12 protein-coding genes are annotated in these 12665 nt (G+C 33.0%); 11 read left to right on the top strand and 1 reads right to left on the bottom strand.

Annotation, left to right across the window (positions count from 1 at the left end; genetic code table 11):
- Positions 1 to 3: 3 nt before the first annotated feature.
- The 11 genes from gyrA (at position 4) to JNUCC83_RS10460 (ending at position 10992) form a co-directional block, all read left to right on the top strand.
- Entirely contained in the window at positions 4 to 2523 is a 2520-nt protein-coding gene (gene gyrA / locus JNUCC83_RS10410; RefSeq protein WP_454459911.1) for a DNA gyrase subunit A, read from the top strand.
- A 74-nt stretch (positions 2524 to 2597) separates the two neighbouring features.
- Positions 2598 to 4262, top strand: a complete 1665-nt coding sequence (locus JNUCC83_RS10415) for a MutS-related protein (protein WP_454459912.1) — start codon at positions 2598 to 2600, stop codon at positions 4260 to 4262.
- Positions 4263 to 4396: 134 nt separating this feature from the next.
- Positions 4397 to 4696 (top strand): 30S ribosomal protein S6, encoded by a 300-nt coding sequence (gene rpsF, locus JNUCC83_RS10420; RefSeq protein ID WP_071455935.1) that lies wholly within the window; start codon positions 4397 to 4399, stop codon positions 4694 to 4696.
- A 43-nt stretch (positions 4697 to 4739) separates the two neighbouring features.
- Positions 4740 to 5261 (top strand): single-stranded DNA-binding protein, encoded by a 522-nt coding sequence (ssb, locus tag JNUCC83_RS10425; RefSeq protein ID WP_454459913.1) that lies wholly within the window; start codon positions 4740 to 4742, stop codon positions 5259 to 5261.
- Between the two features lie 18 nt (positions 5262 to 5279).
- Positions 5280 to 5519, top strand: coding sequence for a 30S ribosomal protein S18 (rpsR, locus tag JNUCC83_RS10430; RefSeq protein WP_454459914.1), 240 nt, complete (start codon positions 5280 to 5282; stop codon positions 5517 to 5519).
- 133 nt (positions 5520 to 5652) lie between these two features.
- Positions 5653 to 6105, top strand: coding sequence for a 50S ribosomal protein L9 (gene rplI / locus JNUCC83_RS10435; protein WP_454459915.1), 453 nt, complete (start codon positions 5653 to 5655; stop codon positions 6103 to 6105).
- Positions 6106 to 6128: 23 nt separating this feature from the next.
- Positions 6129 to 7496 carry a replicative DNA helicase gene (gene dnaB, locus JNUCC83_RS10440; protein ID WP_454459916.1) on the top strand — a complete coding sequence of 456 codons (1368 nt, stop codon included), beginning with the start codon at positions 6129 to 6131 and terminating at the stop codon, positions 7494 to 7496.
- Between the two features lie 122 nt (positions 7497 to 7618).
- The gene (locus JNUCC83_RS10445) at positions 7619 to 8911 is read left to right on the top strand and encodes an adenylosuccinate synthase (protein WP_454459917.1); all 1293 of its coding nucleotides are present in this window, start codon (positions 7619 to 7621) and stop codon (positions 8909 to 8911) included.
- A 93-nt stretch (positions 8912 to 9004) separates the two neighbouring features.
- On the top strand, positions 9005 to 9880 hold the full coding sequence (locus tag JNUCC83_RS10450) for a DegV family protein (RefSeq protein ID WP_454459918.1): 876 nt from the start codon (positions 9005 to 9007) through the stop codon (positions 9878 to 9880).
- Between the two features lie 25 nt (positions 9881 to 9905).
- A complete protein-coding gene (locus tag JNUCC83_RS10455) occupies positions 9906 to 10355 on the top strand; it encodes a DUF3290 family protein (RefSeq protein WP_454459919.1) in 450 nt (149 codons plus the stop codon).
- A gap of 7 nt (positions 10356 to 10362) precedes the next feature.
- Positions 10363 to 10992 carry a DUF421 domain-containing protein gene (locus tag JNUCC83_RS10460; RefSeq protein WP_454459920.1) on the top strand — a complete coding sequence of 210 codons (630 nt, stop codon included), beginning with the start codon at positions 10363 to 10365 and terminating at the stop codon, positions 10990 to 10992.
- 37 nt (positions 10993 to 11029) lie between these two features.
- Here JNUCC83_RS10460 and JNUCC83_RS10465 read toward each other — a convergent pair whose 3' ends face one another.
- Complete coding sequence (locus JNUCC83_RS10465; protein WP_454459921.1) at positions 11030 to 12652, bottom strand: ABC-F family ATP-binding cassette domain-containing protein; 1623 nt, start codon at positions 12650 to 12652, stop codon at positions 11030 to 11032.
- Positions 12653 to 12665 lie beyond the last annotated feature (13 nt).

The raw sequence follows: 12665 nt of genomic DNA on the forward strand, positions 1-12665 counted from the left end.
TTCATGTCTGAAGAAATCAGAGAAAATATTCAAGATGTTAATTTGACACAGGAAATGGAAGAATCCTTTATTGATTATGCCATGAGTGTTATTGTGTCTCGTGCGTTACCTGACGTAAGAGACGGGTTGAAGCCTGTGCATCGTCGTATTTTATATGGAATGAATGAAATGGGTGTGACACCTGATAAAGCACATAAAAAATCAGCACGTATTGTTGGGGACGTTATGGGTAAATACCATCCTCATGGTGATAGTGCGATTTATGAATCAATGGTACGTATGGCTCAACCGTTTAGTTACCGTAATATGTTAGTAGATGGTCATGGTAACTTTGGTTCTGTCGATGGAGACGGAGCAGCTGCGATGCGTTATACTGAAGCGCGTATGAGTAAGATAGCTGTAGAAATGCTACGTGATATTAATAAAAATACTGTTAATTTCCAAAAAAACTACGATGAAACAGAAAAAGAACCAGAAGTATTACCTGCTAGATTTCCTAACCTTTTAGTGAATGGAACAACAGGGATTGCGGTTGGTATGGCAACAAATATACCGCCACATAATTTATCTGAGGTCATCGATGCTTTAAAATTATTGATGGAAAATAAAGAAGTGACAACAAACGAATTGATGGAAGCTCTACCTGGACCAGACTTTCCAACAGGTGGACTTGTTATGGGAAAATCAGGTATTCGTAAAGCTTACGAAACTGGTAAAGGATCTATCATTGTTCGTGCGAAAGTCGATATTGAAGAAAAATCAAATGGTCGTGAACGTATTATTGTGACGGAAATTCCATATATGGTAAATAAAGCCAAATTGGTTGAACGTATTGCTGAGTTGCACCGTGAAAAGCGTATTGAAGGGATTACTGATTTAAGAGATGAATCATCACGCGAAGGTATGCGAATTGTTATAGAAATCCGTCGTGATACAAGTGCATCTGTTGTGTTAAATAATTTATATAAATTAACATCACTGCAGACAAGTTTTGGCTTTAATATGTTAGCGATTGTTAAAGGTGTACCAAAAGTTTTAGGTTTAAAATCTATTTTGGAATATTATTTAGAGCATCAAGAAGAAGTTATTGTTCGTCGGACAGAGTTTGACAAACAAAAAGCAGAAGCTCGTGCGCATATCTTAGAAGGTTTAAGAATAGCATTAGATCATATTGATGAAATTATAAAAATTATTCGTGCGTCAGCTTCTGATGATGTCGCAAAAGCTACTTTGATGGAAAAATTTGAGTTATCAGATAGACAATCTCAAGCAATTTTAGATATGCGTTTGCGTCGTTTAACAGGCTTAGAACGAGAAAAAATCGAAGCTGAATATCAAGATTTATTGGTATTAATTGCTGATTTAAAAGATATATTAGCTAATCATCATAGAGTGCTTGAAATCATTTCTGAAGAACTTGATGAAGTTCAGCGTAAATATGGTGATGCAAGACGTACCGAATTACTTGTAGGTGAAGTACTTAGTCTAGAAGATGAAGACTTAATTGAAGAAGAAGATGTGGTTATTACATTAACTCATAATGGTTATATCAAACGATTACCAAGTACTGAGTTCCGCACTCAAAACCGTGGTGGGCGTGGTGTTCAGGGAATGGGCGTTCATGACGATGACTTTGTAGAGAATTTATTATCATGTTCGACACATGATACGTTATTATTCTTTACAGATACTGGAAAAGTATACCGTGCTAAGGGATATGAGATACCTGAATATGGTCGTACAGCTAAAGGGATCCCAGTGATTAACTTATTGGGTATTGATTCTTCTGAAAATATTGAAGCGATTATCAATGTTGAAGGAAAAGCTGACTCTAATCAGTATTTATTCTTTACAACTAAGCTAGGAACGGTAAAACGTACTTCAGTTCAAGAGTTTGCTAATATTAGGACAAATGGATTGAAATCTATTGGCTTAAAAGATGGGGACTCATTAATCAACGTAGCTTTGACTAATGGTGATGATACAATCATTATTGGAACTAACTTAGGTTATTCAGTTACCTTTAAAGAAGAAGCAGTGCGTTCAATGGGACGTAGTGCTGCTGGAGTTCGTGGTATTCGTTTAAGAGAGAATGATTATGTTATTGGCATGGATATTTTAAAACCAGACATGGAAGTATTAGTTATTACTGAAAATGGTTATGGTAAGAGAACACATGCTAAAGAATATCCAATTAAAGGTCGTGGCGGTAAAGGGATCAAGACCGTCAATATTACTGAAAAAAATGGTCATCTTGTCGGCTTAACAACTGTTAGTGGCGAAGAAGACATCATGTTAGTAACGAACAAAGGTGTTATCATCCGTTTTGAGTTGAATTCTGTTTCTCAAACAGGTCGTTCAACACAGGGAGTTCGATTGATTCGTTTAGAGGAAGATGCCTTTGTATCAACCATGGCTACGATTGAAGTTGAAGAAGAAATTGAAGAAGTTATTATTACAGAAGATATAGAAGTTGATGTAGCAGTGACAGAGGATTTAGAAAATAATCAATCTGAAGAATAAAAGATATCCACTCAATTTTTTGATATATTGAGTGGATTATTTATTAACTTTTGTTCAATTAAGGAGGTAAACAGATGGATGAGTTGTTGTTTATCGTTTTGGTTTGTATCATTATTTTGATTTCTATTATTTTTATAACAATCAAAGAGCGTAAAAAAGCGAAACAAATGATTCAAAAGCAATGGAATCAAGATCCTTCAACCTATTACGAACTAAATGAGGATGATTTGATTGAGGCTAGTAATAGTATTTTGAAAATGATGGATATAGAAGAAACTGTTAATCAGGCTACATGGCAAGATTTAGATATGTTTGACGTTTATAAAAAAATCAACTTAACATATAGCAAGTTTGGAGAAGATATGCTTTATGCGTCGTTAAAATCGGTTGATGTATCAAATCAACCAGACTTGTTGGTTGATGAAAATTGGCAAAAATATTTAACTAGTCACATTAATGATAGAGAGAGGATTCAGTATCAGTTAAATCAATTAGGAAAAAAATTAAAAACAAATAGTATCTATCGTTATTTTTTAGATGAAATAGAAACAAAGACAATTTTATCTAGTCCATTAATTAAATTATTTGCAATTTTACCAATTTTATCATTTCTTTTTATGTTATTCTTTCCCGTTATTGGAATAGGACTATTTATTGCTTCAATTTTCTTTAATGTTGTTTTTTATTTAATTTATAAAACAAAATTGGAAATAGAATTATCTATGCTATCATACTTTGTTCAAACAGTGAGCGTATCTGGTCAATTATCAAAAATATCATTAGTTGAAAGAGAAGTAAAACAACTGACAAAGTATTTAAATCCGGTATTAAAATATGGCTTTTTCTTTCATATTAAATCAGGTAGCGATGTTGAGGTATTAGTGGAATCACTATCTGCTATGTTTTTGTTGCCTTTTGTCTCTTTTCAAATGGTAAATAAAGCATTCAAAAACTACCAGAAAGAACTAAAAGAGTTGTGCTTATTATTAGGACGATTAGATGCAAATTGCGCTGTGTTAAATTTTAGGCAAATGAATGAAACATTATGGTGTTATCCAATGTTTCATAAGGAAGCAACTATTGAGATAGAACAATTAATACATCCACTAATAGAAGAAGCAATAGCTAATTCATTTGTTTGTCAAAAAACAGTCCTTATAACAGGCTCTAATGCATCCGGAAAGTCTACCTTTATAAAATCATTAGCTATCAGTTGTTTGCTCTCACAGACGCTAAATATGGCATTAGCCAGTAGTTTTAAACTAAAAAGAGGATTAGTTATCTCGTCTATGGGGATTAGTGATAGCATTAGTAAAGGTGATAGCTATTTTATGTCAGAGATAAAATCACTAAAAGAGATGATAACCCAAGTAAAAATGGGACAGTTTGTTTATTGTTTTATTGATGAGATTTTAAGGGGAACAAACACAATTGAGCGAATAGGTGCATCAGCTAATACAATAAAATGGCTGAGCGAAAGACATTGTTTGTTATTTGTCGCAACACATGACGTAGAGTTACCACATATATTATCTAATTATTGTGAAATGGTTTATTTTTCAGAAATTATTAAAAATGATACATTCGAATTTGATTACAAGTTAAAATATGGAATTAATACAAGTCGCAATGCGATTAAATTATTAGAATTAGTCAGTTTTCCAAAAGAAATTACTGATAATGCAACAAAAGATATCAAAGAATTTGAGAAGACACATCATTGGGATAAAATAGATTAAATGAATAAAAAACATCTTTTTATTGCAATAGAATATAAAAAAGTGTATAATTTAATAATGTGAGTAAATGAAAGTTTACTCTCCTTGTTCCTTATAATTAAGGAACCTTTTAGTCCATAAGGAGGTGAAAATCAATGAGTCAGGTATCAAATTATGAAATCATGTATATAATTCGTCCTAACATTGATGAGGAAGCAAAAAATGCTCTAGTAAATCGTTTCGATTCAATCTTGAAAGATAACGGAGCAGAAGTTTTGGAATCTAAACAATGGGAAAAACGTCGTTTAGCTTACGAAATCCAAAATTTCCGTGAAGGTATCTACCATATCGTTAAAGTTTCTTCTACAGATGCTGCAGCAATCAACGAGTTTGATCGTTTAGCTAAAATCAATGATGACATTTTGCGTCACATGGTTGTTAAGGAAGAAAACTAATAATGTTTCACGTGAAACATTTATAACGAGAGGAGATTAACCAATGATTAATAATGTTGTATTGGTAGGTAGACTTACTCGAGACCCTGATTTGAGATATACTTCAAATGGTTCAGCAGTTGCTACGTTTAATTTAGCTGTTAATCGTAACTTCACTAACGCAAGTGGAGATCGCGAAGCAGATTTTGTTAATTGTGTGATTTGGAGAAAACCAGCTGAAACATTAGCAAATTACGCTAAAAAAGGTACCTTGCTAGGAGTGACTGGACGTATTCAAACAAGAAACTACGAGAATCAACAGGGACAAAGAGTGTATGTGACTGAAGTGGTTTGTGAGAATTTCCAATTATTAGAATCTAAAAATGCATCGAGTCAAAGACAACAATCTGGTGGATTTGATAACAATGCTGGTGGTTTTAATGATTTTTCTCAAAGTAATCAAAATACACAATCATCATTTGGCCAATCTTCAAGTAATGACACACCGAACTTCGATCGTGATAACAGTAATCCATTTGGAAACTCATCATCGATAGATATTTCGGATGACGATTTACCATTCTAATATAGAGGAGGGCATAAAATGGCAGCTCAACAAAGAAGAGGCGGACGCCGTCGTCGTAAAGTATGTTACTTTACAGCTAACCATATTGACCATATCGATTACAAAGATGTTGAATTATTATCACGCTTTGTTTCAGAACGTGGTAAAATTTTACCACGTCGTGTAACAGGAACTTGTGCTAAACATCAACGTAAATTAACGATTGCAATTAAACGTGCAAGAATTATGGGATTATTACCATTCGTTGGTGAAGAGTAGAAATCCAAGAGACATTCATTTGAATGTCTCTTTTTGTTTCACGTGAAACAAATAAGAATAGTTTAGTATTGATATGTATTATGTTAGAATAAAGAGAGTATATAACTAGAATCATTAGGAGAGTGGATTATAGATGAAAGTTATCTTTTTAGAAGATGTAAAAGGAAAAGGCAAAAAAGGTGAAGTAAAAGATGTTGCAGTTGGTTATGCACAAAACTTTTTAATTAAAAAAGGTTTAGCTAAAGAAGCAACATCTCAAAGTCTAAGTGAACTTAAAGGGAAAGAAAAAGCAAAGGCTAAAGAAGATGCTGAAATTTTAGAAGAAGCTAAAAAATTAAAAACAACATTTGAAACAGAAGGATTTGAAGTCGTTATAAAATCAAAAGCTGGTGAAGATGGTCGGCTGTTTGGATCAATTCCATCAAAACAAGTAGCTGATGGTTTACAAAAACAACATAAAATTAAGGTAGATAAACGTAAAATAGAGATGGAACAACCGATTAAAGCACTAGGCTATACAACAGTTCCAGTGAAACTACATAAAGAAGTGGTTGCAAAACTTCGAGTTCATGTGGTTGTTGAGTAATTAGAAAATGAGGATTGGAATCTATGGAATTAATGCAACAAGATAGAGTGCCACCTCAAAGTATCGAGGCAGAACAAGCAGTGTTAGGTTCTGTCTTTTTAAATGCAGATGCTTTGGTAGAGGCTATGGAATATATTGATGCTTCCGATTTTTATCGACGCTCACATCAATTACTTTTCCAAATAATGTTAGATTTAAATAATCGTAATGAAGCCATTGATGTCATTACAATGAAAACAGAATTGGAACAAAAACAGTTGTTAGAAGATATTGGTGGCATTAGCTACTTATCAGAGTTAACAACAAGTGTTCCTACAGCAGCTAATGTTGGGTATTATGCAAAAATTGTGGAACAAAAATCGTTGTTACGTCGCTTGATTCAAACAGCAACAGATATTGTTACTAAAGGGTTTGAGCAAGATGAAGATGTTGAATTCATTTTAGATGAAGCTGAGAGACAGATACTTGAGGTTTCTGAAAAAAGAAATAGAAGTGGCTTTTTAGCTATATCTGATGTATTAAGTGACTCAATTGCTCAAATAGAGCAATTATCACAACAAGGTGATGACATTACTGGGTTACCGACTGGTTATCATGCACTTGATAAAATGACAGCAGGTCTTCAATCAGAAGAGTTAATTATTTTAGCAGCTCGTCCTGCGGTAGGTAAAACCGCCTTCGCATTAAATATAGCACAAAATGTAGGAACAAAAACAGATGAGTCTGTTGCAATTTTCAGTTTAGAAATGAGTGCTGAATCTTTAGTTAATCGTATGCTCTGTTCTGAGGGTTCAATAGAAGCAAGTCATTTAAAAACAGGACAGTTAACAGATGAAGAATGGAATAGCTTAATTGTCGCTATGGGGAGTCTATCCAGAGCCAATATTTTTATTGATGATACTCCAGGAATAAAAATATCTGAAATTAGAGCCAAATGTCGAAAATTAGCCCAAGAACAAGGTGATTTGGGACTTATTTTAATCGATTATTTGCAGTTGATAGAAGGAACTGGACGAGAAAATAGGCAGCAAGAAGTCTCAGAAATTTCTCGTCAATTAAAAAAATTAGCTAAAGAATTAAAAGTACCAGTTATAGCGTTGTCTCAGTTGTCGCGTGGGGTAGAACAACGTCAAGATAAGCGCCCTGTATTAAGCGATATCCGTGAATCAGGGTCGATTGAGCAAGATGCAGACATTGTTGCCTTTTTATATCGAGATGATTACTATCAACGTGATGGAGAAGATGGTGACGATGAACCAGCTCAAGAATCGAATAACATTATAGAAGTGATTATTGAAAAAAATAGAAGTGGTGCTAGGGGTACTGTAGAATTGATGTTTATTAAAGAATATAACAAATTTACATCGATTTCATCAAGGGAAGAATTCTGATGTTCGTGATTTGTGTTTAAAAAAAGATTTTTTTGTTTTAATGTTCCGATTTAGTTGTTTTGTTAGCTTTTTTTTGATAATATAGTCAAGTAATGAATAAAAGAGAAGAACGGAGTGTTCGTATGTCATCAGTTGTAGTAGTAGGAACTCAGTGGGGAGACGAAGGTAAAGGGAAAATCACTGATTTTTTAAGTGAGAATTCAGAAATTATTGCAAGATACCAAGGTGGAGACAACGCAGGCCACACTATTCAATTTGATGGAACAACTTATAAACTTCACTTAATTCCGTCAGGCATTTTTTATCAAGATAAAATTAGCGTGATTGGTAATGGTGTGGTTGTTAACCCCAAATCATTGATTAAAGAATTAAATTATTTAAAGGAACACAATATTCCAACAAAAAATTTAAGAATATCAGATAGAGCACACGTTATTTTACCTTATCATATTTTACTTGATAGACTTCAAGAAGAATCAAAAGGTGAGCAAAAAATTGGAACAACTATTAAAGGAATCGGTCCAGCATATATGGATAAAGCAGCACGTGTTGGTATTCGTGTGGCTGATTTATTAGATAAAGAAATTTTTGAAGAACGATTAAAGACTAATCTAGAAGAAAAAAATAAATTATTTACTAAAATATATGAAGTTGATCCTATTTCATTTGAAGAAGTTTTTGAGGAGTACTATGAATATGGTCAATTAATCAAAGAATACGTAACTGATACATCTGTTATTTTAAATGATGCTTTAGATAATGGAAAACATGTCTTATTTGAAGGAGCCCAAGGTGTTATGCTAGATATCGATCAAGGAACGTATCCATTCGTAACATCTTCAAATCCATTAGCAGGTGGTGTAACAATCGGAACGGGAGTTGGACCATCAAAAATTGATAAAGTAGTCGGCGTATGTAAAGCTTATACCTCTCGTGTAGGAGATGGTCCATTCCCTACAGAATTATTTGATGAAACGGGTCATCAAATTAGAGAAGTAGGGCGTGAATATGGGACAACAACCGGTAGACCAAGACGTGTAGGATGGTTTGATAGTGTTGTTATGAGACATTCTAGACGTGTATCTGGTATTACCAATCTATCACTAAATTCAATTGATGTATTAACTGGACTACCTGTTATTAAAATATGTGTAGCATATGAATTGGATGGTAAAGAAATCACTCACTATCCAGCTAGTCTAAAAGACTTATCTAGATGTAAACCAATCTATGAAGAGTTGCCTGGGTGGACAGAGGATATTACAATATGTCAAACTCTTGAAGATTTACCAGAAAATGCTAGAAATTATGTTCAACGCGTATCTGAACTAGTAGATGTTAGAATCTCAACATTTTCTGTAGGTCCAGATAGAACACAAACAAATATTTTAGAAGATGTGTGGGAACAAATTTAAATACCCAATAAATAGAATAAAAATAGGGAGTTATCGAACTCTCTATTTTTTTGTTATATAATAGAGTGAGACTAAGTATAGGGAGAAAACAAAATGACTTATAAATTTGATTTACTGGTAGATTCATGTTGTGATTTACCTTATAACATGCTAACAGATGATGGTATAGTAAAAGTGAGTATGATTATTCAGTTGAATGGTAAAGAATATAAAGATGATTTCCAAGAAACATTTGATTACGAATGGTTTATGTCAGAGTTAAAAAATGGTGCAACGCCAACAACCTCGCAAATTAATATTGGTACTTATTTAGATATCTTTAAAAAATATACAGAATCAAATATACCCTTGTTATATGTTTGTTTTTCATCAGGACTTAGTGGCTCATATAATAACGCAGTTACGGCTTTAACCATGTTAGAGGAAGAAATAGGAAAAAAAGTTCCAGTTATCATTATTGATTCGTTAGCAGCATCCCTTGGAGAAGGATTAATTATCAAGCATGTTCTATCATTGAGACGTCAAGGACAAACTATAGAAGAAGTGATATCGATTTTGGACAGTATGATACCAAGACTACATTCATGGGTTACAGTAGATGATCTAAAACACTTAGAGCGTGGTGGCAGGATATCTAAGACATCTGCAGTGATTGGTAGTATGATTAAAGTAAAACCCATCATATGCGTCAATTCATCAGGAAAATTAATTAATACGGGTAAAGTTAGGGGACGGAAACATTCATTAGAAAAAATTGTTGAGCTAACGAAAACAACGATACAAGAGGCAAAATCCCAAGAGATTTTAATTGCTTATGCTGGAGATGAAAAATCGGGACAAACATTAAAGCATATTTTAGAAAAAGAAGTACCAGCTAAAAATATAGTGGTACAACGAATGGGGCCAACTATAGCCAGTCATACAGGTTATGGGGCATTAGCTATTTTTTCTATAGGAAATGTCAGATAAATATTAAATAGGGAGTTGGACTAAAATGGAATTTTTTACATATGACTATTTTGTAAATCAGTCTAACAATAGTCATATTTATCAATATTTATTAATTATATTAATTTTATTAATTACTTTGTTATTTATTTTAAAACGTTCAAAAAATAAAAGTCGTTTAAAATATCGAGATTTAATTATTCTATTGTCATTATTGTTAGTTTTTTTAATAGGGATACAGACAAATGATTACCAAAAAGGGAAAATCGAAAGGGGTAATTACTCTCAGATGCTCTTTTTTTTAAATTCAGTTAGTAAGAAGAAGTCTGTAGATCCGGAAGTGATTAGTGTAAATTATAAATATTTAAAAGATGAGATGGTGTTGAAAATACATAATAAGTATTATCAAGTAAATTTTAATAATGATTTTACGACATTTAAATTGGAAGAAACAGTTTTAGTAAATGATGAATCGATAAAAGTAACAGGGAAGTGATGATTGAATGAAAGAATATTTAGATATAGGAATTAAGTTAGCAATTGGAATTATCACATTAATCTTTCAAATGAATCTACTAGGAAAAGCTAACTTAGCGCCTACATCACCCTTAGATCAACTGCAAAACTTTGTTTTAGGGGGGATTATAGGTGGGATGATTTATAACGCGCAAATATCTATATTACAATATTTTTTAGTGTTGGTTATGTGGACATTTTTAGTTACATTATTTAAGTATCTGAAAGAAAATGTGGCTATTGTCAAAAAAATGATTGATGGTTATCCAACTACTCTTATAAAAAATGGTAAAGTGTTAGTAGACGAATGTACTAAAAAAGGAATTTCAGCGAATGATTTGATGTTTAAATTAAGGGCAGCAAATGTTTATGAGACCCGTTCAGTTAAGAGAGCTATACAAGAGCAGAATGGTCAGCTAACGATTATTTTATATGGCGAAGAAAATGTAAAGTATCCTTTGATAACTAATGGATATATCAATCAAGATGTATTGGAAATGATTGATAGAGATGATTCTTGGTTATTTAATGAGTTAAATAAACAAGGAGTTGAAGTGCAAAATGTTTACTTGGGTGAATGGGTCAATGGTGAGTTAATCCTTAGTTTATATGATTAAAAAAGTCAGCTATGTTCTTGGCATAGCTGACTTTTGTCTATTTAAACATTGTATTTAATTGTTGTTTGACCGTTTTATTTTCTAAAAATTCATCATATGTTGTTTCCGCTCGGTCGATAGCTCCTTGATCTGACACAGCAATGATACGGTTTGCTGTTGTTTGGATAAACTGATGATCGTGTGAAGCAAAAAGAATTGATCCTTTAAAAGTGATTAGGCCATCATTTAATGCTGTTATTGACTCTAGATCTAAGTGATTTGTTGGATCATCTAAAACTAAAACATTAGCTTTTGATAGCATTAATTTTGATAACATACAGCGAACTTTTTCGCCTCCAGACAGAACATTAACAGGTTTTAAAACATCCTCTCTAGAGAAAAGCATACGACCTAAGAAGCTACGTAAGAAGGTATTGTCGTTTTCTTCTTTAGAAGCATATTGGCGCAACCAATCAACAATTGTCATATCGTTGTTAAATTCATCTGTTGTATCTTTTGGTAGGTAAGCTTGAGACGTTGTGACGCCCCAACGAACTGACCCAGAATCAGGTTCCATTTCACCCATAATAATTTTGAAAAGAATAGTAGTTGTAATATCATCTTTAGCAATAAAAGCTACTTTATCATCTTTTCTTAGTGTAAATGAGATGTTATCTAGAATTTTTTTCCCATCAATTGTTTTTGAAATATTTTCAACTTGTAATAAGTCGTTTCCAATTTCTCGTTCTGGATTAAAACCTACAAAAGGGTAACGACGTGATGATGGTTGGATATCATCTAGTTCAATTTTATCTAACATTTTTTTACGAGATGTTGCTTGTTTAGATTTAGAAGCATTCGCACTAAATCTAGCGATAAAAGCTTGTAACTCTTTCACTTTTTCTTCTTTTTTCGCATTTTGATCTGCTTGAAGTCGTGCAGCTAATTGGCTAGATTCTAACCAAAAATCGTAGTTTCCAACGTAAAGTTTAATTTTTCCAAAGTCCAAATCAGCCATGTGTGTACAAACTTTGTTTAAAAAATGACGGTCATGGGAAACAGTAATAACTGTATTGTCAAAGTTGATTAAAAATTCTTCTAACCATGCGATAGACTCTCTATCAAGACCATTTGTTGGCTCATCTAGTAGCAATACATCCGGTTGACCAAATAAGGCCTGTGCAAGCAAAACTTTTACTTTTTGTCCCGCTGTTAATTCAGCCATTTTAAGAGAATGTAAGTCTTCTGTGATATTTAAACCTTGCAGTAAGCTTGCAGCTTCTGGTTCAGCTTCCCAACCATTTAATTCAGCAAACTCACCTTCAAGTTCAGCAGCTTTAATCCCATCTTCATCAGAAAAATCTTCTTTCATATAGATGGCATTTTTTTCTTGCATCACTTCATAAAGACGTTTATGTCCCATAATAACAGTATCTATTACAGTTTCACCCTCATAGTCAAAATGATTTTGTTTAAGTGTTGCTAATCGTTCATCAGGTCCTAAAGCAACGTAGCCTGTTGTTGGTTCAATTTCGTTTGAAAGTATTTTTAAAAAGGTTGATTTTCCAGCACCATTCGCACCAATCAACCCATAGCAATTGCCAGGTGTAAATTTAATGTTTACATCATCGAATAATTTTCTATCCGGGAATTGTAAACTGACATCTGAAACAGTAATCAAAATTAATCCCTCA

Source organism: Vagococcus sp. JNUCC 83 (assembly GCF_053667615.1).

What these genes read in the sequence shown, in the direction of transcription:
- gyrA (WP_454459911.1), top strand. Translation starts at nt 4, where the DNA reads ATGTCTGAAGAAATCAGAGAAAATATTCAAGATGTTAATTTGACACAG.
- JNUCC83_RS10415 (WP_454459912.1), top strand. Translation starts at nt 2,598, where the DNA reads ATGGATGAGTTGTTGTTTATCGTTTTGGTTTGTATCATTATTTTGATT.
- rpsF (WP_071455935.1), top strand. Translation starts at nt 4,397, where the DNA reads ATGAGTCAGGTATCAAATTATGAAATCATGTATATAATTCGTCCTAAC.
- ssb (WP_454459913.1), top strand. Translation starts at nt 4,740, where the DNA reads ATGATTAATAATGTTGTATTGGTAGGTAGACTTACTCGAGACCCTGAT.
- rpsR (WP_454459914.1), top strand. Translation starts at nt 5,280, where the DNA reads ATGGCAGCTCAACAAAGAAGAGGCGGACGCCGTCGTCGTAAAGTATGT.
- rplI (WP_454459915.1), top strand. Translation starts at nt 5,653, where the DNA reads ATGAAAGTTATCTTTTTAGAAGATGTAAAAGGAAAAGGCAAAAAAGGT.
- dnaB (WP_454459916.1), top strand. Translation starts at nt 6,129, where the DNA reads ATGGAATTAATGCAACAAGATAGAGTGCCACCTCAAAGTATCGAGGCA.
- JNUCC83_RS10445 (WP_454459917.1), top strand. Translation starts at nt 7,619, where the DNA reads ATGTCATCAGTTGTAGTAGTAGGAACTCAGTGGGGAGACGAAGGTAAA.
- JNUCC83_RS10450 (WP_454459918.1), top strand. Translation starts at nt 9,005, where the DNA reads ATGACTTATAAATTTGATTTACTGGTAGATTCATGTTGTGATTTACCT.
- JNUCC83_RS10455 (WP_454459919.1), top strand. Translation starts at nt 9,906, where the DNA reads ATGGAATTTTTTACATATGACTATTTTGTAAATCAGTCTAACAATAGT.
- JNUCC83_RS10460 (WP_454459920.1), top strand. Translation starts at nt 10,363, where the DNA reads ATGAAAGAATATTTAGATATAGGAATTAAGTTAGCAATTGGAATTATC.